This window comes from Aeromicrobium choanae (genome assembly GCF_900167475.1).
Taxonomy (GTDB): domain Bacteria; phylum Actinomycetota; class Actinomycetes; order Propionibacteriales; family Nocardioidaceae; genus Aeromicrobium; species Aeromicrobium choanae.
This window is the reverse complement of record NZ_LT796768.1, coordinates 2,725,442-2,743,390: the sequence shown is the minus strand read 5'-3', so window position 1 is coordinate 2,743,390 and position 17,949 is coordinate 2,725,442. Positions and strand designations below refer to the sequence as shown.

Annotated in this window: 18 protein-coding genes and 1 other RNA gene; 11 read left to right on the top strand and 8 right to left on the bottom strand. The window is 73.1% G+C overall.

What is annotated here, in order from left to right:
* The first annotated feature begins 100 nt into the window (after positions 1 to 100).
* From B5D60_RS13280 to B5D60_RS13255, 6 genes are read left to right on the top strand one after another with little or no spacing between them, the layout of a single operon-like run.
* The gene (locus B5D60_RS13280; protein ID WP_078700608.1) at positions 101 to 1,084 is read left to right on the top strand and encodes an ABC transporter substrate-binding protein; all 984 of its coding nucleotides are present in this window, start codon (positions 101 to 103) and stop codon (positions 1,082 to 1,084) included.
* Positions 1,081 to 3,375, top strand: coding sequence for a hypothetical protein (locus B5D60_RS13275; RefSeq protein ID WP_078700607.1), 2,295 nt, complete (start codon positions 1,081 to 1,083; stop codon positions 3,373 to 3,375). Before B5D60_RS13280 ends, B5D60_RS13275 begins: the two co-directional genes overlap by 4 nt.
* On the top strand, positions 3,372 to 4,175 hold the full coding sequence (locus B5D60_RS13270) for a hypothetical protein (protein ID WP_078700606.1): 804 nt from the start codon (positions 3,372 to 3,374) through the stop codon (positions 4,173 to 4,175). The genes B5D60_RS13275 and B5D60_RS13270 overlap by 4 nt, the downstream gene beginning before the upstream one ends.
* A gap of 4 nt (positions 4,176 to 4,179) precedes the next feature.
* The gene (locus B5D60_RS13265; protein ID WP_231948753.1) at positions 4,180 to 5,175 is read left to right on the top strand and encodes a FecCD family ABC transporter permease; all 996 of its coding nucleotides are present in this window, start codon (positions 4,180 to 4,182) and stop codon (positions 5,173 to 5,175) included.
* An 11-nt stretch (positions 5,176 to 5,186) separates the two neighbouring features.
* The gene (locus B5D60_RS13260; RefSeq protein WP_078700605.1) at positions 5,187 to 6,275 is read left to right on the top strand and encodes a FecCD family ABC transporter permease; all 1,089 of its coding nucleotides are present in this window, start codon (positions 5,187 to 5,189) and stop codon (positions 6,273 to 6,275) included.
* Positions 6,272 to 7,114: an ABC transporter ATP-binding protein gene (locus B5D60_RS13255; protein WP_078700604.1), complete on the top strand. Its 843-nt coding sequence runs from the start codon at positions 6,272 to 6,274 to the stop codon at positions 7,112 to 7,114. The genes B5D60_RS13260 and B5D60_RS13255 overlap by 4 nt, the downstream gene beginning before the upstream one ends.
* Here B5D60_RS13255 and B5D60_RS13250 read toward each other — a convergent pair.
* A complete protein-coding gene (locus B5D60_RS13250; RefSeq protein WP_078700603.1) occupies positions 7,038 to 7,739 on the bottom strand; it encodes a FadR/GntR family transcriptional regulator in 702 nt (233 codons plus the stop codon). The two genes, B5D60_RS13255 and B5D60_RS13250, sit on opposite strands and share 77 nt — an antisense overlap.
* A gap of 44 nt (positions 7,740 to 7,783) precedes the next feature.
* On the opposite strand from B5D60_RS13250, the gene B5D60_RS13245 reads away from it, so the two are divergent.
* Together B5D60_RS13245 and B5D60_RS13240 are read left to right on the top strand one after the other, a co-directional pair.
* Entirely contained in the window at positions 7,784 to 8,908 is a 1,125-nt protein-coding gene (locus B5D60_RS13245) for an alpha/beta hydrolase-fold protein (protein ID WP_078700602.1), read from the top strand.
* A 77-nt stretch (positions 8,909 to 8,985) separates the two neighbouring features.
* Positions 8,986 to 9,882 carry a sunset domain-containing protein gene (locus B5D60_RS13240; RefSeq protein WP_078700601.1) on the top strand — a complete coding sequence of 299 codons (897 nt, stop codon included), beginning with the start codon at positions 8,986 to 8,988 and terminating at the stop codon, positions 9,880 to 9,882.
* Positions 9,883 to 9,888: 6 nt separating this feature from the next.
* On the opposite strand, the gene B5D60_RS13235 is transcribed toward B5D60_RS13240, so the two are convergent.
* Both B5D60_RS13235 and B5D60_RS13230 read right to left on the bottom strand, forming a co-directional pair.
* Entirely contained in the window at positions 9,889 to 11,388 is a 1,500-nt protein-coding gene (locus B5D60_RS13235) for a hypothetical protein (RefSeq protein WP_078700600.1), read from the bottom strand.
* Complete coding sequence (locus B5D60_RS13230) at positions 11,385 to 11,579, bottom strand: hypothetical protein (RefSeq protein ID WP_078700599.1); 195 nt, start codon at positions 11,577 to 11,579, stop codon at positions 11,385 to 11,387. Before B5D60_RS13230 ends, B5D60_RS13235 begins: the two co-directional genes overlap by 4 nt.
* Positions 11,580 to 11,700: 121 nt before the next feature.
* Between B5D60_RS13230 and B5D60_RS13225 the strand changes: the two genes are divergently transcribed.
* Positions 11,701 to 12,021 carry a hypothetical protein gene (locus B5D60_RS13225; protein ID WP_078700598.1) on the top strand — a complete coding sequence of 107 codons (321 nt, stop codon included), beginning with the start codon at positions 11,701 to 11,703 and terminating at the stop codon, positions 12,019 to 12,021.
* Positions 12,022 to 12,061: 40 nt separating this feature from the next.
* Here the strand turns inward: B5D60_RS13225 and rnpB are convergent.
* An RNA gene (gene rnpB, locus B5D60_RS13220) (RNase P RNA component class A) lies at positions 12,062 to 12,438 on the bottom strand.
* Between the two features lie 236 nt (positions 12,439 to 12,674).
* Here rnpB and B5D60_RS13215 point away from each other — a divergent pair.
* Together B5D60_RS13215 and B5D60_RS13210 are read left to right on the top strand one after the other, a co-directional pair.
* Positions 12,675 to 13,235, top strand: a complete 561-nt coding sequence (locus tag B5D60_RS13215) for a TMEM165/GDT1 family protein (RefSeq protein WP_078700597.1) — start codon at positions 12,675 to 12,677, stop codon at positions 13,233 to 13,235.
* A 14-nt stretch (positions 13,236 to 13,249) separates the two neighbouring features.
* Positions 13,250 to 13,993, top strand: a complete 744-nt coding sequence (locus B5D60_RS13210) for a YaaA family protein (protein ID WP_078700596.1) — start codon at positions 13,250 to 13,252, stop codon at positions 13,991 to 13,993.
* A gap of 6 nt (positions 13,994 to 13,999) precedes the next feature.
* Here the strand turns inward: B5D60_RS13210 and B5D60_RS13205 are convergent, their stop codons facing one another.
* The 4 genes from B5D60_RS13205 to B5D60_RS13190 are packed head-to-tail and all read right to left on the bottom strand — an operon-like array spanning position 14,000 to position 17,924.
* Entirely contained in the window at positions 14,000 to 15,202 is a 1,203-nt protein-coding gene (locus B5D60_RS13205; RefSeq protein ID WP_231948748.1) for a bifunctional RNase H/acid phosphatase, read from the bottom strand.
* On the bottom strand, positions 15,160 to 15,903 hold the full coding sequence (locus B5D60_RS13200) for a zinc ribbon domain-containing protein (protein ID WP_231948746.1): 744 nt from the start codon (positions 15,901 to 15,903) through the stop codon (positions 15,160 to 15,162). Before B5D60_RS13200 ends, B5D60_RS13205 begins: the two co-directional genes overlap by 43 nt.
* A 10-nt stretch (positions 15,904 to 15,913) precedes the next feature.
* Positions 15,914 to 17,038, bottom strand: coding sequence for a Nif3-like dinuclear metal center hexameric protein (locus B5D60_RS13195; protein WP_078700593.1), 1,125 nt, complete (start codon positions 17,036 to 17,038; stop codon positions 15,914 to 15,916).
* A gap of 25 nt (positions 17,039 to 17,063) precedes the next feature.
* A complete protein-coding gene (locus B5D60_RS13190; protein ID WP_172806363.1) occupies positions 17,064 to 17,924 on the bottom strand; it encodes a murein hydrolase activator EnvC family protein in 861 nt (286 codons plus the stop codon).
* Positions 17,925 to 17,949: the final 25 nt, after the last annotated feature.

The following is a 17,949-nucleotide window of genomic DNA, read 5'->3' as shown; positions in this document are numbered from 1 at the left end:
TCATCTGATGGAGGACGCTATCGCACGTCGGCCCCGACCCGACGGGGGGTCCGACACTTGGTCAGATTAAGGTGAGCCTGACCTACATCGAGGAGCTTTGATGACCCAGCGCCTGCTCGCGCTCCTGGCCGCGTCCGTGCTCGCGCTCGCCGCGTGCTCGGCCGGTGACGACCCCGCCGCCAGCGGGCCCGTCCGCACCGTGACCGACATCGACGGCCAACCCGTGGAGGTGCCCGAGAGCCCGGAACGGGTCGTCGCACTCAGCGAGCCCACCCTCGACGCCCTGGTCACGCTCGGCGTCACGCCGGTGGGCGCCGTCACCGGGCGCGGCCAGAGCACGGTCCCGGCGTACCTCGCCGACGAGCTCGCCGACGTGCCCGTCCTCGGCGGCATCGCCCAACCGAACTACGAGGCGATCGGCAAGGCCGACCCCGACCTGATCCTCGTCGACGGGACCAGCATCAACAACAACGCCGATGCCCTCGAGGCGCTGCGGCGGATCGCCCCCACGGTGTACACCGGCTACGCCGGCGGCGACTGGCGCACGAACTTCGAGATCACCGCCGACGCCCTGGGCCTGACCGATCGAGGCGCCGACGTGCTCGCCGCCTACGACACCCGCGTCGCCGACCTCCGGACCCGGCTCGCGCAGGACCACGCCGACGCCACCTTCTCGATCGTGCGCTGGCAGGGCGGCGCCCCGTCGCTGATCCTCAAGGAGCTGCCGGCCGGCCGGGCCCTGAGCGACCTGGGCCTGCGCCGACCGCCCGCGCAGGACCGTGAGGGCCGGGGGCACTCCGAGCCCGTGTCCCTGGAGAACCTCGACCAGATCGACGCCGACTACCTGTTCTTCGGCACGCTGGGCGGTGCGAGCGTGGACAACCCGGAGGCCGGCGGCAGCGCCGACGCGGCCGGCTCCCTCGCCGTGCTGGCCGAGGCCGCGGGGACGCCCGGCTTCGACCGTCTCAAGGCCCAGCGCGAGGACCACGTGATCGCGGTCGACGGCTCGGCCTGGACGTCCACCGGAGGGCCTCGGCTGATGAACCGCATCATCGACGACGTCGAGAGCGAGCTTCTGCCGTGATCGTCCGCCTGCTCCTGTCGGCGCTGCTGGCCCTCCCGTGGCTGGCCGTCGCCGCTCCCTCGCACGCCGCGAGCCCGTCGGTCGACGGGCCCGGCACCATCCGCCCCGGCACCACCATCACCCTGGCCGGCACCGGCTGGACCACCGCCGACGGCACTGCCGGCTCGGTGCTCGCGTTCAAGCTCGACGAGGGCTCCATCAGCACCAAGCGCGACGTCCGCCATCCCGTCACCGACGCCGTCATCGGCAACAAGACGGTGTGGGCGGCGGTGCGGGCCGACGCCGACGGTGACTGGGAGGTCGACCTGCCGTTCCCGACGACCGAGAACGCCACCGGCACCTGGGAGCCGGGCCGTCACGGCGTGCGCATCCTCTCCGGCTCGATGCTGACCGGTGACGTGAGCCGCACGGAGCTCGTGGAGGTCGACGTCGAGGCCGAGCCCACCGAGCCCGAGCCCACGCCGACCGCCCCCACGACACCCGCCCCGACCGAGCCCGCCCCGAGCGAGCCGGGTGCGCCGTCGTGGTCCCACGAGACCCTCGCCGCCGGCACGGCCACCGCGTGGGTCGAGAGCCGGATCGATGCGGGTGACGGGCGGAGCATCCGCCTCGCCGGCACGGGATGGTCCACGCGCGACGGCCGCGGCTCGACCGTGGCGGTCAAGCTCAACCGCAGCGCGACCGCGCAGTACACCCGCTCGGGCGACGCCATCGTCGACCACCCGTCCGCGGCGGGCGACGACACGATCTGGGCGCTCGTCACGGCCGGGGCCGACGGGACGTTCTCGACCACCCTCGACGCCCCGCCCGGACTCGTGGCCGGCCAGTACCTCTCGGCCACCGTGCTCAGCGGGCGGTTCGACGCCGCCGACGTGCAGAGGACGGCCACCTCCGGCCTGCTCGTGGTCGACGGCGTGCCCCACGAGGGCGGGGGCGGCCCCGGCGAGTCCGTCACGTGCGTCCCCACCTCGTCCGTGACTACCGCCCGCGCCACGGTCGAGACCGACGGCCTCGGCGGCACCCTCCACCTCACCGGCTCGGGCTGGTGCCACCCCGCTGCCGGACGTGGCGGCTCCACCGTCGGCATCAAGATCGACGAGGGCGCCTACAGCCGCACCGACACCTCGGTGCACCAGAACCGCACGATCTGGGCCGTCGCCGAGGCCGATCCGGCCACGGGCGAGCTCGATGCCCGGTTCCGGCTGCCCGACGGCACCACGACCGGCGACCTCGGCTCGACCCCTGCCTTCGGGCAGGGAGCCCACACGCTGCGGCTGCTCAGCGGATCCCTGAAGTCCGGCGACACGGTGCGCACGCTGCAGACCGACGCCTTCGTGATCGGCACGTACCGCCCGACGACCCTGCCCGACCCCGTGGAGTACTCCGAGGACCTCACCCCGTCCACCCGCCGCGGCCTCACCGCCGTGCGCTCGGGCGGGCGCCTCGACGTCACGGTGCCCGGTGCGTCGGCCGGCTCGTTCGTCTCGCTCAGCGCGTACCGGACCGACGGATCGCCCGAGTACCCGTGGGGCGACACCTGGTTCCGCACGGACGCCCGCGGGCGGCTCAGCGTGCCCGCCGCTGTCCTGCCGGACGCACGGGTGAAGCTCGTCGCCCAGTCCGGGGACCGGGACGCCTTCGGCGACCTGCTCGGCTGGACGTGGTGGGGCACCACGGCCGCCCTCGCGCCCCGGACGCCTGACCCCGAGGAGCCGGCGGACGCCGCTCGCGCGTGGACGAAGCCCACGACGAAGGCGGCCGCCCGCGCGACACCGCCGCCCGCGACCGCGGTCACCGGACCGCCGGTGCTCGCGCCGGCTCCCCCGGCCGAGCGCGCCGCCGACCTCACGACGCTCGTTCGAGGCGGTGTCGAGGCCGAGATCGAGGACGGGATCGCCACCGTGACCGTGCCCACCGGGACCCCGGCCGACTGGGTGCACCCGTTCGTGTACCTCGACGGCTCCGCCCCCGTCGGCGCCGGCTGGCTCCAGCTCGACGCCGAGCGACGGATCCGCCTCGACCTGTCGGCCTTCGGCGACGGGGACCTCACGATCGCCCTCGTCCGGGCCGACGGGAGCCTGGCCGGCTGGGACCGTCTCGTCGTCGGAGCCACGGCCCCGGCACCTCCCTCCACCGACGACTCCCCCGTCCTGCCGGCCGTGGGCGCCGCCGTCGTCCCCGCAGGCGAGGCGCTGCTCTCCGCGGCCGACTGGTGGCTTCTGGCCGCCGGCGCGGCGCTCGCCGTCGGCATCGCCGGCGGCACCCTCTCGACCAGGAAGAAGACCGCATGAAGCACCTCGCCCCGGCCCGCCTGCTCGCGACGGCCGTGATCGCGCTCGTCGCCCTCGGCCACGGTGGACCCGCCGCCGCGCTCCCGCCCGGCGGAGCCGATCCGGACACGCCGGGCACCTCCGCCAGCGCCAGCCCCACGCGCGTCGCCCCCGGCGACCGGCTGTCCTTCACCGTCACCGGCTTCCCGGCCGGGGAGACCGTCTTCGTGAAGATCGACGACGGCACGCAGTGCGACGCGGCCGCCGTGCATGGCGCCTGCGTCTACCACCAGCAGAAGATCCCGTCGTCGGGCACCGTCTCCGGCTCCTTCACCGTCCCGGGCGACCTCGCACCCGGCGCGCACTGGCTGCGCTTCCTGGCCAGCGAGCCGATCCTGCGCGACGGGCAGCAGGTCGGCGTCAAGGGCTACACCGCACGGGGGCGCTCGGATTTCACCGTCGTCGCCGGTTCCGGCAGCAACGCCGGCGCCGCCACCGGATCGGGCGGGTCCAGCGCATCGAAGGGCTCGGCGTCGGGTGCCGCGGGCGGTGCGACGGGAACGGCGGCCGGCGCCGGCGGATCCACGGCGGGAGCGACACCCGGCGAGGTCGTGAAGGTCGCACCACCGACCACCGCGAAGCCCTCCGCCACCGCCACGACGGCGGCGCCCACCGAGGCGCCCGTCGCGGCCGCGCCGACCGAGCAGACGGCGACGTCGACGAGCGACTCCGGATTCCCGTGGATCGGGGCGCTCGGCCTCGTCGGAATCGTGGCCCTCTCGTTCGTGGGCACACGCCTGACACTGTCCCGCCGCGGGTGAGCCGGTGACCCTGACGCGACCCCGTGCCCTGGCCCTCGCCTTCGCGGCGGTCGTCGTCGCGATGGTGCTGAGCGTCGCCGTCGGCTCGCACCCCCTCTCCCCCGGCCGCGTGTGGGAGGTGTGGTGGACCCCCGACGCGACGCAGGCCTCGGTGGCCGTGCACGAGCTGCGCTGGCCCCGCACCGTCGTGGGACTCGTCGCCGGCGCCGCCCTCGGCCTGGCGGGCGCCCTCATGCAGACGCTGACGCGCAACCCGCTGGCCGACCCCGGCGTGCTCGGCGTGAACGCCGGGGCCGCCCTCGCCGTGGTGGTGGCCAGCTCGCTCACCGGCGTGACGTCGGTCGGCTCCTCGCTGTGGGCCGCCCTCGTCGGCGCCTTCCTCGCCGTCGGGGTGGTGCACGTGCTGGGCGACACCGGCAGCACGGGAGGCAGCCCCGCGCGCATCGCGCTGGCGGGCGTCGCCGTGACCGCCGCGGTGTCCGCGATCGTCCAGACGGTGATCCTGGCCGACCAGGAGGTCTTCAACGAGTTCCGGTTCTGGGCGGCGGGCTCGCTCGACGGCCGGGCCCTGGGCACCGCCGGGACGATCCTGCCCTTCGTCGTGGCGGGCGTCGCCCTGGCCGCCGCGCTGGCTCCACGGCTCAACGCGCTGGCGCTCGGCGACGACACCGGACGGTCCCTGGGCCTCGATGTCCGCCGCACCCGGCTGCTGACCGTCGTCGCCATCGCCCTGCTGTGCGCCGCCGCGACCGCCGCGGTCGGACCGATCGCGTTCGTCGGGCTCGGCGTCCCCCACGTGGCGCGAGCCCTCTGCGGGTCCGACCAGCGCTGGGTGCTCCCGTGCTCGGTGCTGCTGGGCGCGGCGTTCCTGCTCGTCGCCGACGTGCTCGGCCGCGTCCTCGGAGGCACGTCCGAGGTCCAGGCCGGCATCGTCACCGCGATCCTCGGCGGGCCCGTCTTCATCGCGGTGGTGCGTCGCCGCCGGATCGAGGCACTGTGAATCGAGTCACTGTGACCCGCACCCTGACGCGCACCCCGGTGACCCGAGAGCCCGCACCGAGCCCGACCACCCGTCTCGTCCTGCGCAACCGGCTCGTCGCCTGGCGGCTCGAGGCGCGGGTGGCGGTGTTCGCGCTCGTCGCGACGCTCGTCGGCGCCGGCCTCGCCGTCGTGGCGCTGACGATCGGCGACTACGGTCTCGCCCCGTCCCAGGTGCTGCGGGCCCTGGCCGGGGACGGGAGCGACCCGCTGGCCGAGTTCTTCGTGCGCGAGCAGCGAGCGCCGCGCGTGGTGTGCGCCCTGCTCGTGGGCGCGGCGCTCGGCGTGTCCGGCGCGATCATCCAGCAGGTGTCGGACAACCCGCTGGGAAGTCCGGACATCGTGGGCTTCACGATCGGCGCGGCGACCGGCGCCCTGATCCAGATCACGCTGCTGGGCGGAGGTCCTGACGCGACCGCGCCTGCGGCCCTCGTCGGAGGTCTCGTCACCGCCGCGGTCGTCGGGGCGCTGGCGTGGCAGGGCGGCAGGCACGGCGGCGTGCCCGGCGTGAGGCTCGTCCTGGTCGGGATCGGCGTCGCCGCCGTCCTGCAGGCCGTCAACACGCTGCTCGTCGTGCGGGCCGACCTGTCGGCCGCGCAGGACGCCGCCCACTGGCTCGCGGGATCGTTCAACGCGATGACCTGGCAGGACGTCGCGCGGCTGGGCCTGGTCCTCGCGGTCGTCGCGCCGTTCACCGCCGCCCTCGCCCGGACCCTCCCCGTCCTCGCGCTCGGCGACGACGCGGCCCGCGGTGTCGGCGTACGCGTCGAGCCCTCGCGGCTGGGCCTGGTCGTGTGCGGAGTCGTCCTCGTCGCGGCGGCCACCGCGGTCGCCGGACCGATCGCCTTCATCGCGCTGGCCGCGCCGCAGCTGGCTCGCAGGATCACCCGCACGGCCGGCTCCGGCCTGGCCTCGGCCGCGCTGATGGGCGCCGCGCTGACGCTGGCCAGCGACATCGTCGCCCAACGACTCTTCGCCCCGACCCAGCTGCCGGTGGGCGTCGTCTCCGGCTCCCTCGGGGGCCTGTACCTGATCTGGCTGCTCACGAGGGAGAAGCGATGACCGTCCCCGCTCGACTGCAGGCCCGTGGCCTGTCCGCCGGCTACGACGGCCGGCCCGTCCTGGCAGACCTCGACGTGGCGATCCCCGACGGGTGCTTCACCGTGCTCGTCGGCCCGAACGCGTCGGGCAAGTCCACGCTCCTGCGCGCACTGGCGCGGATGCTGGTGCCGACCTCGGGCGAGGTCCTGCTCGACGGCCGTCCGATCGGCGAGTACGGCAGCAAGGAGGTCGCCCGCATCCTGGGCCTGCTCCCCCAGACCCCCGTCGCACCCAGTGGCCTGGAGGTCGTGGACCTCGTCGGCCGCGGCCGGTTCCCGCACCAGACGTGGCTGCGCCAGTGGACGCGCGAGGACGAGCGCGCCGTGGACGAGGCGCTCGCCCGCGCGGGCGTCAGCGACCTGCGCGACCGGTCGATCGACGAGCTCTCCGGCGGTCAGCGCCAGCGGGTCTGGATCGCGATGGCGCTGGCGCAGCAGACCTCGATGCTGCTGCTCGACGAGCCCACGACGTACCTCGACCTGTCGCACCAGCTCGAGGTCCTCGACCTGTGCCGGTCGCTCCAGCAGGACGGGTCGACCGTGGTGGCGGTGCTGCACGACCTCAACCTGGCGTTCCGGTACGCCGACCACCTGGTCGTCCTGTCGGGCGGTCGGATCGTGGCCCAGGGCCCGCCCACCGAGGTGGTCACGGCCGAGCTGGTCGAGGACGTGTTCGACGTGCCGTGCCGGCTGCTGCCCGATCCGGAGACCGGGACGCCGATGATCATCCCGCGGTCGTCAGGTCATGATCGACGTGATCCGCGGCAGCCTGTGCGGCCCGGACCGGATCCTGCTCCCTGATGGCGTCGAGGATCCGCCCGTGATCGGCCAGGCGCTCGGCCGCGGAGATCTGCGGCACCATCTCGCCACGCGCCATCGCCGTCCGGACACCGCGCATCAGCCCGGCATGGAGGTCGGCCATCAACGAGTTGCCGGCCGCCTCGAGGATGATCGCGTGGAACTCTCCCGGCGTGGCGCCACGGACGACGCCCTGCGACTGGTCGTCGTTGAGGTCGCGCTCGTGCGCGGCGGCGAGCCGCTCGAGCTGCTCGTCGGTGCGCAGCAGCGCGGCGAGCCGCGTGGACTCCACCTCGAGCAGCCGGCGCACCTGCAGGATCTCGGGGTTCGCGTGGCTCCCGATGAAGTCCGACAGCAGCGCGCTGACGGGGCTGAGCGAGCGGACGAACGTGCCACGGCTCCGGGCCGGCTCGAGCATCCCGAGCGCGGTCAGCGAGCTCACCGCCTCGCGCAGGGTGCTGCGCCCGACGCCGAGCTCGGCCATGAGCTCGGACTCGGTGGGGATCCGGCTGTTGAGCGGCCAGCGACCCGACGTGATGTTCTCGGTCAGGATCCGCAAGGTCTCGCGCGCTCGGTCCGAGCCGCGCGCCGTGGACGCTCGCGGCGGTCGGGGGACGTGCATGGTCATGGTCCGTCGAGTCTAGGGCCGGGCCGTTCGGATCCGGGGGTGTCATGAGGCAACCGCCCAAGGTTCCTCGTCCGTCGCCGGTCCCCCGGGTGCCGCTGCCCGAGCGACTGCGCGACCCCGAGGTGCTGCGCGCGGCGCGCGGGCCCATCGTCGACATCGAGCCCGACACGTGCGTCGTGACGTTCGTCCACGACGCGCCAGGCGCCTCCTCGGTGCTGCTGTTCGCCAACCGCCTGACGGACGAGTCCGACCTCGACGCCACCACGATGGAGCAGGTCGGCCCGCGCGGTCCGTGGGCGTTGAGCGTGCGCATGGCGCCGACGTGGCGGGCGTCGTACTCCTTCATCGTCCACGAGTGGCCGGAGGAGCCGCCGTGGCGACGGGCCGACGGGCACGTCGGGCTGCGGTCGCTGCTCGATCGCGGCCTGCCCGACCCGCACGTGGCCGATCGCGCGCTGAACCGCGCGGGAACGGCCATGTCCGTCGTGTCGCTCCCGGACGCTCCGGCGCAGCCATGGCCGGGTGACTCCTTCACGCCCCGCCCGCCGGTCCATCGCATCGACGGGCGCGACGTGTGGGTCCACCGGGTCGGCTCGGGTCGCCACCTGCCGGTGCTCGTGGTCCTCGACGGCGAGACCTGGCTCGATCACCACGGCCTGCACCGCTCCCTCGACGCCGCCCACCGTGACGGTGCCGTCCCGGCGCACGTGGCGGTGTTCGTCGCCTCGGGCAGCGTGGCCGACCGGTGGGCCGACGTCGGCACTCCCGAGGGCGTGACGGCCTTCGTGGCCACCTCGGTGCTGCCGTGGCTGCACGCACGGGAGGACGTCTCGCGCTCGCCGGAGCGGACGGTGGTCGCGGGGCAGAGCCTGGGCGGACTCTCGGCCCTGTGGGCCGTCGCGCTTCATCCGGATCGCGTGGGCGTCGCCATCGCTCAGTCCGCCTCGCTCTGGAAGGCCGATCCGGCCCCCGAGCTGGCCCGGGGCGGAGGGCTCGTCCTGCTCGAGGTCGGTCGGCAGGAGTGGACCCTGCTGCCCCTCCACCGCCGGCTGGCCGAGGACCTCGCCACCACGGAGACGACGGTCGAGCTGACCGAGTTCGACGGCGGCCACGACTACGCCTGCTGGCGCGGTGGGCTCGTCGACCTCGTCGCCCGGGCGCTGTCCTGAGGCCCTCCCATGGCCCGATGGGACCAATGTGGCTGATTCGCCGGACGGGGCCCAGGTGACTGCCTACGGTCGGGATCATGCCCCGCCGTCTCCCCTCGATCCTGCTCGCCCTGGCGCTGGCGCTGGGTACGCTCGCGCTCACCTCGTCCCCCGCTGAGGCGGGCCCTCGCAAGGTGGCCGCAGGGAAGCTGCTGAAGAAGCTGCGGATCGCCCCGGAGAAGGACCGCGGCACGTACGACCGTGACGCGTTCGACCACTGGACGATGCGCAAGGGCGAGTGCAACGTGCGCGAGACGGTGCTGATCGCCGAGTCGCGCAAGAAGGCCTCCAAGGACCGGTGGTGCCGCGTGAAGCGCGGTCGCTGGGTGAACGAGTACACCGGGCGCACCATCACCAAGCCACGTGGACTGCAGATCGACCACCGTGTGGCCCTCGCCGAGGCGTGGCGCTCGGGCGCCTCCACGTGGAGCACGAACCGCCGCCGCGGCTTCGCCAACGACACGTCGTACCGGCACTCGCTGCTGGCCGTCTCGAGCCACTCCAACCAGTCGAAGTCCGATCACGATCCCGCCAGCTGGCTGCCGCGCCACCGCACCTGCGCGTACGTCGCCCGCTGGGTGGCCGTGAAGTACCGCTGGAACCTCACGGTCGACCGTGCGGAACACCGGGTGCTGAGCCGGCGGGTGGCCCGCTGCGGTGACGCCCGCACGATGGTGGACCGGCCCGCGAAGGGCAAGGCGGAGAGCGCCAAGAAGAAGAAGAAGAAGAAGAAGAAGAAGCGGACGAATCCCGGCGGCGCCGTCCCGCCGGTCTCGGCCTACGACTGCCCGGGCAGCCACCCCATCAAGGGCAACGCGAACTCGATGATCTACCACCTCCCGAGCGGTCGCTACTACGACGTGACCAAGCCCGAGGAGTGCTTCGCGACCGAGTCGGCCGCCCAGGCAGCCGGGTACCGCGCCTCCCAGGCCTGACGGGGGTCAGCGCTCGTCGAGCAGCACGAGGTCGACGTACCGCTCGGCACCCGACACGACGGTGGCTCCCGCCGGCTGCGGCAGCTCGATCCGGTCGACCACCGCGCCCTCCGGCGGTGGATCGGTCGTTCCCGGATGACTGTGGACGGTGATCCGGCGCACGGGACCCTCCGCCTGCCGTGGATCGCGGAAGTCGTCCTCGCGCTCGCCGTCGACCCGCGCGTCGAAGTACACGTCGTGGCCATCAGCCAGCAGCGCCGCGTAGACGCCCGCGCCGATGTCGAGCCAGGCCAGCCCGCCCTTGGTCTCGACCACGACGGGGCCGCCGGCCGTCCCCGCCATCGCCTGCGCCGCCCGGATCACCGGCGCGGCACGACGGCTGTCCCCCTGAGCGGTGTCGGCCATGTTCTTCGGCAGGAACGCCAGGGCCAGGAGCGCGCAGGCCACAGCGACCCCGCCGAGCGCACGTCGGTGCCGTGACCGGAGCGCCCAGCCGACCACCGGCCACGCGAGGAGAGTGAGCGGGACGGCGGCGCCGTAGACGACGTAGAAGCCGCGGCCCTCCCCCGCCCTCGTCGCCGAGGCCAGCAGCACGAGCGTGCCGATCCACAGCCACGTCACCAGGCTCGAGGGATCGCCCGAGGTCAGGCCCGTGCGCCGCCGCCGGGTCCACCACAGCAGCCCTCCGACGACCGCGGCGAGCAGGACGGCGGGCAGCAGTCCGCCGCCGGATCCGGCGATGCGCGCCAGCAGGTCGAGGTTGTCCGGCTCGTTCCGCACCACCTCCACGAGCGGAGCGGCCCAGCAGGCCAGCCCCAGCACGAGGGTGAGCACGAGGGTTCCCCGCGTGACCTCGAGGCGTCCCCTCCTCCACAGCGCGATCGAGGCGCCGAGCGTGACCAGTCCCAGCACGAGGGCGAGCGGAGCGATCGCGAGCTGGGTCTGCGCCGCCAGCGAGATCACGACGACGAAGACCGGCCACCAGCGTCCGTGACCGGTCAGGACGGCCCAGGCAGCCGAGACCGAGGCGCCCAGCGCGAACATCGCCACCCACGGATTCCACGGGGTGACGAGGGCGACGCCGACACCCACGATCATGGCGAGGTGGACCACCGCGACGGTGAGCCAGCCGCGGCGCCCGGCGGCCCGTGAGGCCGCGGCGAGGGCGAGGCCCAGGAGCCCGGTCAGCAGCAGGAACGACCCCACCACCAGCGCCCAGGGAGCGAAGCCGCTCAGCGCGTACAGCGGGGCCAGCAGCTGGAACTGCATCGGGCCGGGGTGGTGGGCGTGCGCGCCCTCGACGATCTCTCCGCCGGTCGAGGGCATGCCCAGCAGGGGCGTGTGCGGCCCGAACACGTCGTGGATCCGCACGGCGGCCACGGCCGTGTCACCGTGCGGGAGCCAGCCGTCGGAGAGGAGCCCGACCGTCCACCACAGCAGCGGCAGCGCCAGGAGGACCCAGGCGATCGGCCAGCCGGCGCGGCCGAGCCGGTCGGGAAGGGTCACTCAGGTGAGCCGGCCGGTGGAGCGTCGTCGTTCCACTTCGGGTCCTCGTCCCACGCCTTCGACTTCTCGTGCGCGGTGTCCAGCGCACGCGAGGCCTCCGCCTCCGACTCGTAGGGGCCGAGGCGATCGGACGCCTTGCACCCCTCGTCGCCCTCGACGGTGTTGTGCTTCAAGCAGTAGAAGTACGCCATGGGCTCATCGTGCCCGATCCGCGACCGCGGCGCCCGCGGGCTCAGCGGCTCACGGTGCATCAAGTGGCGGACACCGTCTCGATGTGTTGCCCACAACCTGCGGACAAGGTACGAATCAGCCATGAGTCTCAGACACGAGGTCATCTCTGCCATCACCAGGCGAATGACAGACTCCCGGCTGCAATCGTCGGAGGAGGCAGTTGTCCTGATGCTCGCGCCGGACCCTGCCAACGGCTACGACCGGCCGATGACGGTCATCATCCCGTTCGCTCACATCCCGACCTCCGCACCGGCCGGCGATGACACACCGGAGAACCTGGCGACGTGGATGCTGAGGGACCTCGGGGAGGAGTACGACCTGAAGTCCGAGGCCACCTGCTTCTATCTGACGGCAAGCTCCGACTTCGTCGGGTTGTGTCCCGCGTTGCGGGACCCCGTCTAGGGCCACCGGTCCACGTTCTCGCCGGGCGGACGAGGTGGTGCGAATGAGCCGGCCTGTAAGCCGGATTCTGTCCTGTCGAAACAGGGGCGGCCATCCATCTGGGATGCCCATTGCTGGACACCTCGGTGCGACCTACCTGCCACGTCGGACGAGCAGCCCTGTGGCACGGCCCCGGAGGGCCTACTTGGTCTTGCTCCCGGTGGGGTTTACCTAGCCGCGACGGTCACCCGCCGCGCTGGTGAGCTCTTACCTCACCGTTTCACCCTTACCCGCACCACCCGGAGGTGGCCGCTGGCGGTCTGTTCTCTGTGGCACTGTCCCGCACGTCACCGTGGGTGGCTGTTGGCCACCACCGTGCTCTTCGGAGTCCGGACTTTCCTCGACGCCCGGAGGCGCCGCGGCCGCCCGGCCGACTCATTCGCGGACCCATCCTATGCCCCGCGGGCGAGGGTGACCGCCGCCCCGGTAGGCTGGGAGCATCGAAAGGGAGTAGTCCCCAATCGCTGCGTCGACACACTGAGACCTCGGTCTCCGGTACAGCGGGCCAGAGTGATCTGGCGGACGAGACTTTCGACCGGATTCGTGCAAGCGAGCCCGGTCGAGGCTCGTCGTATCCCAAGGCTCCTCGTCCGGGTGGACGAGGAGCCTTTGTCATGGAAGCAGTGTTCATCGCGGCAGCGCTGGTGTTCGTCGCCGAGCTCGGCGACAAGAGCCAGCTGATGGCGATGACGTTCGCCACGCGCTACCGCGCCCGCACGGTGGTCCTCGGGATGGGGATCGCCTGTGCGCTCATCAACCTCGCCTCGGCCCTGGTCGGCGAGGCCCTCGGGAACCTCATCCCCGAGCACGTCCTGCAGGTGGTGGCCGGTGTCGTCTTCCTCGTCTTCGCCGCCATCACCGCCTGGTCCCTGCTCGGGCAGGAGCACGAGGAGGAGATCAGCGTCGTCCCCCACAGCGGGCGCGCCCTGGTCACCGTGGGGCTGGCGTTCGCGCTGGCCGAGCTGGGCGACAAGACGATGTTCGCCACGATGACCCTGGCCACGCAGTACTCGTGGTACTGGGTCTGGATCGGCAGCACGATCGGCATGGTCTTCTCGATCACCCTCGCCGTCCTGCTCGGCAAGCAGATCCTCAAGGTGCTGCCGGTGCGGGCCGTGCACGCCGTGGCCGCGCTGCTGTTCGCCGCCCTCGGCATCTGGCTGCTGCTCGGCTGACATAGGGTCGCGACGTGCTGATCGTGCTGCCTCCCTCTGAGGGAAAAACCCGCCCCGCGACCGGTCCCGTGCTCAACCTGGGCACCCTCTCCTCCCCCGTCCTGGGCCGCACGCGCGAGCAGCTGCTGAACGCCCTCGTCCGGCTCAGCTCGACGAAGCGTGCCGCCGAGATCCTCGGTCTCGGGCCGACGCAGGCCGACGACATCGCCCGGAACACGCGACTGCGCGAGAAGCCCACCGCGCCGGCGATCGAGGTCTACACCGGGGTGCTCTACTCCGAGCTCGGCTGGGCGGACCTCGACGACGCGGCGCAGGAGCGCGGCCGCGCGAGCCTGGCGATCGCGTCGGCGCTGTTCGGGCTGGTGCGCCCGCAGGACCTCATCCCGGCCTACCGGCTGAGTGGCTCGGTGACGCTGCCGCGACTCGGTACCGTCGCCAGCCGCTGGAAGCCGGTGGTCCCCCGGGCGCTGGCCGAGCTCGCCGAGGGGGAGCTGGTGCTCGACCTGAGGTCCGGCACCTACGTCGCGCTGGGCCAGGCGCCTGCGGGCTCGGTGACGATGCGCGTGCTGACCGAGACGGACGGCAGGCGCTCGATCGTCAGCCACAGCAACAAGGCCACGAAGGGCCGGATCGTGGGTCAGCTGCTGGCCGAGGGCGTCGAGGCCAAGGACGCCGATACGCTCGCCGACGCCCTGCGCGACCTCGGCTGGACGGTCGAGGCGTCCGGCCCCACGCGGCTCGACGTCATCCTGCGCTGACCGAGATCAGGGCGTGGCGGAGAAGTTACGCAGGCTCGGGGTGCCGTCGGGCCACCACGTGATCGTGGTGATCGAGGCCGGCGCGAGCTCCATCCGGTGGATGACGCCCATGTCCGAGCCGAGCGCGAGCCGCACCATCAGCTTGATCGGGGTGACGTGGCTGGCCACGACCACCGTCCGGCCCGCGTGACGCTGCAGCAGCCGGTCGCGCGCCGCCTCGACGCGCGTGGCGACGGCGTCGAACGACTCACCACCCGGCGGCGGGACCGCGGTGGACGAGAGCCAGGAGTCCAGCTCCTTCGGCCAGCGCTTCATGATGTCGCCGAACGAGAAGCCGTCCCACTCACCGAAGCCGGCCTCGGCGAAGCCCTCCTCGATCTCGACCGGCAGGCCGAGTCGCTCGGCCACCTGGGCCGCGGTCTGGCGGGTGCGCTGCAGCGGGGACGACACGATCGCGTCCGCTCCCCCGCGCTCGGCGATCCACGCCGCGGCATGGCGGGCCTGCTCGACACCCTCGTCGACCAGCGGCGGATCCTCGCCACCGGTGCCGCTGAACAGCTTGCGCTGCGTGTGGGCCGTGACGCCGTGGCGCAGCAGGATGACGGTGGTGGGGTCGCCGTGCATCGACCCGCGCCAGCCGAGCGCCGGCTTCTTGTCCTTCGCCTCGTCGCGGGGCTCGGTGAACAGCGCCGGCGGCTCCGGCGGCTCGTCGGCCAGCTGCACCGGCTGGGTGGAGTCGAAGGACGACACGAGGCCCGAGCGGCCTGCCTTCTGCGCGTCCAGGGCCGCGTTGGCCAGCGCGTCGGCCCGGGCGTTCTGTGCGCGCGGCACCCACGTCCACGTGACGGGGCCGAGGTCGCGCACGATCGCCTGCGCCCGTATCGCGAGCGGCTTCATGTCGGGGTGCTTGATCTTCCAGCGCCCGGCCATCTGCTCGATGACCAGCTTGGAGTCCATGCGGACCTCGAGCGGCTCACCGCCGGCGTGCTCGCGCGCGAGCTCGAGCGCGCCGATGAGGCCGCGGTACTCGGCCACGTTGTTCGTCGCGACGCCGATCGTCTCGCCGCGGTCGGCGACGAGAGCGCCGTCCTTCAGCAGCGCCGAACCGTAGGCGGCAGGACCGGGGTTCCCGCGCGATCCTCCGTCGGCCTCGGCCACCCAGCCCATCAGGCGCTGGGCTCGGAGGTGCGCACCAGGATGCGGCTGCACTCGGGGCAGCGGAGCACGGTGTCGGCGGGCTCGGCGAGCAGCTCGCGCAGGTCGGCGCCGTTGAGCTCGAGGTGGCAGCCCTGGCAGCGACGGGCGCGCAGGGCGGCCGCGCCCAGGCCACCGTGGTTGCCGGCGAGCTTCTGGTAGAGCGTGAAGAGGTCGTCGGGCACCTGGGGGCGGACCTTCTCGCGACCGGCGGAGGCCTCGGCGGCCTCGGCGTCGATCGCCGCGACCTTCTCGTCGCGCGCGGCCACCAGGGTGTCGCGGGTGGCGTTCTCGGCCTCCAGCTCGGAGAGCGCCCGGGACAGCTCGGCCTGGGCCGTCTCGAGCTGCTCCATGACCTCGAGCTCCTCGTCCTCGAGCGTGGAGATCCGGCGCGCGAGGGCTTCGAGCTCGCTCTGCATGCTCGACAGGTCCTTCGGGTTCGAGATGGCGCCCGAGGCCATCCGCTCCTCGTCACGGGTGCGGCGGGCCTTGACCTGCTCCACCTCGGTGTCGGCCTTGGCCTGCGCGCGCTCGAGGTCGGAGACGCGGGTCTGCGCCTCGATCCGGCGGGCGTCGATCTCGCGGATCCGGGCGTCGACGGCCGCGATCTCGGCGTGCTCGGGCAGGGTGTTGCGGCGGTGGGTCAGCTGCGCCAGCGCCGAGTCCTTCTCCTGCAGGTCCAGCAGCGCCTGCTGGGCGACCGGTTCAGCCTTCACGTGCGACTCCTCATGACAACGTCCGGCTCCAGGGATCGGTGCCGATCGTGGAGACGTGGGTCTTCACCGTATCGCCCAACTCCTCGCGCACCGCCGCCGCCACGGTGGGCAGCCAGGTCCACTCGGCGGCCCAGTGGGGCACGTCGATCACGGCGCACGCGCCGGCCCGCTCGAGGTGCTCGCTGACGGGATGGTGGCGCAGGTCGGAGGTGACGTAGACGTCGGCCCCGGCGGCGTCGGCCGTGCCGAGGAGGAAGTCGCCCGATCCCCCGCAGACCGCGACGGTCTCGATGGTGCGCTCGAGGTCGCCGGCGACCCGGGTGGCGCCCGCGTGAGCAGGCAGGCAGCCGCGCACATGCTCGGCGAACGCGCCCAGCGTAATCGGCTCGCGCAGGCGCCCGATGCGCCCCGAGCCGCGCTCGCTGGGCCGGGCGGCCAGGGGCCAGAGGTCGTAGGCCACCTCCTCGTAGGGGTGCGCGGCCAGCAGCGCCGAGCGCACGTCCTCACGGATCGACTGGTCGGCCACGACCTCGACGCGGACCTCGTCCACCCACTCGACCTCGCCAATCGACCCGATCGCCGGATCGGCGCCCTCGAGCGGCCGGAACGACCCGCGGCCCGGACTCTGGAACTGGGCCCGGTCGTAGTCGCCCAGGCTGCCGGCGCCCGCTTCGTGCAGGGCCGCGACGACGCGATCGGCGTCGTCGCGCGGGACGAAGACGACCCACTTGTCCATCGGCGGGTCGAGGTCGACCTCGAGCGGTCGCACGTCGGTGAGGCCCAGCGTCGTCGCCATGGACTCGCTCACGCCCCGCGGCGCACAGTCGGCGTTGGTGTGGCACGTGTGCAGGCCGATCCCGTGCGAGATGAGGGTGTGGACGACCCGCCCCTTGGGCGTCGTGGCGGCCACCGAGGTGGTCCCCTTGAGGAAGAGCGGGTGATGCGTGACCACGAGCTGGGCCCCCAGCTCGACGGCCTCGTCCACGACGGCCTGCACCGGATCGACCGCGAACAGGATCGAGGAGACCGGCGCGCTCGGATCGCCGACGACGGTGCCCACGGCATCCCAGTCGTCGGCCCAGCGGGGGTCGTAGAGACCGTCGAGAACGGCGATCACGTCACGCAGCGAAGGCATGGGGCGAGTCTGTCACGCCTGTCCGTCAGGCCTCGAAGACCTGGAAGTTGGCGGGCATCCCCGGTTCGATCCCCAGCTCGGGCTCCTTCTTCGTCCACCCGCGGTCGACCGCACCCTCGGGCTGCTTGATGTCGCTGAACCGCATCGGCAGGCCCGCGGCCCGCAGCGGCGCCGCGTGGTCCATGAGCTGCACGTGCAGGTGCGGCTCGGACGTGTTCCCCGAGTTGCCGACCTCGCCGACCACCTGCCCCGTCGCGACTCGGTCGCCGACCGCGACCGACGCGCTGCCCCTACGGACGTGGGCGTAGAGGGAGTACACGCCGGCGCCGTGGTCGACGACGACGTGGTTGCCCACGACGGCCGCCGCTCCCCCGAGGTCGCGAAGCCCGTCGATCACCATCATGTAGGCGAACGCGAGCCACGAGGTGCGTGAGAGGTGATCGCGCCGGGTGTCGAGGACCTTCACCACGGTGCCGTCGGCGACGGCGTGGATGGGCTCGCCGAACGAGCTGAACGTCTCAGGTCGCTCGAACCCGCCGAACACGGGGTACGTCGGCTCGGTGCCCTCGGGTCGCGGGTGGATGATGTCGATCGCATGGGACTGGCCGTAGCCGCGAACTCCGTGGCTCGGCACGGACGACACGGGACTGTGCACGACCGTCCACGTGCCGCGCACGGGACTGTCGACCACCTCGGGCTCACGGTCGTCCTGCCGCGGCGGGCGGACGAGGCACAGCGCGAAGAACGCGAGGACGGCGAGGCTCGTGATCCCGATCGGGACGTCGAGGGCGAACCCGGCCACCACGGCCAGCAGGAACAGCCAGGCCCAGAGCGGGAACAGCCCGCTGATCACTCGCCGCCACTGCCCCGTCTCACGCGTCGTCATGGCCCCCATGCCAGCACACCTCGCC

What these genes read in the sequence shown, in the direction of transcription:
- B5D60_RS13280 (WP_078700608.1), top strand. Translation starts at nt 101, where the DNA reads ATGACCCAGCGCCTGCTCGCGCTCCTGGCCGCGTCCGTGCTCGCGCTC.
- B5D60_RS13270 (WP_078700606.1), top strand. Translation starts at nt 3,372, where the DNA reads ATGAAGCACCTCGCCCCGGCCCGCCTGCTCGCGACGGCCGTGATCGCG.
- B5D60_RS13255 (WP_078700604.1), top strand. Translation starts at nt 6,272, where the DNA reads ATGACCGTCCCCGCTCGACTGCAGGCCCGTGGCCTGTCCGCCGGCTAC.
- B5D60_RS13250 (WP_078700603.1), bottom strand. Translation starts at nt 7,739, where the DNA reads ATGACCATGCACGTCCCCCGACCGCCGCGAGCGTCCACGGCGCGCGGC.
- B5D60_RS13245 (WP_078700602.1), top strand. Translation starts at nt 7,784, where the DNA reads ATGAGGCAACCGCCCAAGGTTCCTCGTCCGTCGCCGGTCCCCCGGGTG.
- B5D60_RS13240 (WP_078700601.1), top strand. Translation starts at nt 8,986, where the DNA reads ATGCCCCGCCGTCTCCCCTCGATCCTGCTCGCCCTGGCGCTGGCGCTG.
- B5D60_RS13230 (WP_078700599.1), bottom strand. Translation starts at nt 11,579, where the DNA reads ATGGCGTACTTCTACTGCTTGAAGCACAACACCGTCGAGGGCGACGAG.
- B5D60_RS13225 (WP_078700598.1), top strand. Translation starts at nt 11,701, where the DNA reads ATGAGTCTCAGACACGAGGTCATCTCTGCCATCACCAGGCGAATGACA.
- B5D60_RS13215 (WP_078700597.1), top strand. Translation starts at nt 12,675, where the DNA reads ATGGAAGCAGTGTTCATCGCGGCAGCGCTGGTGTTCGTCGCCGAGCTC.
- B5D60_RS13195 (WP_078700593.1), bottom strand. Translation starts at nt 17,038, where the DNA reads ATGCCTTCGCTGCGTGACGTGATCGCCGTTCTCGACGGTCTCTACGAC.
- B5D60_RS13190 (WP_172806363.1), bottom strand. Translation starts at nt 17,924, where the DNA reads ATGACGACGCGTGAGACGGGGCAGTGGCGGCGAGTGATCAGCGGGCTG.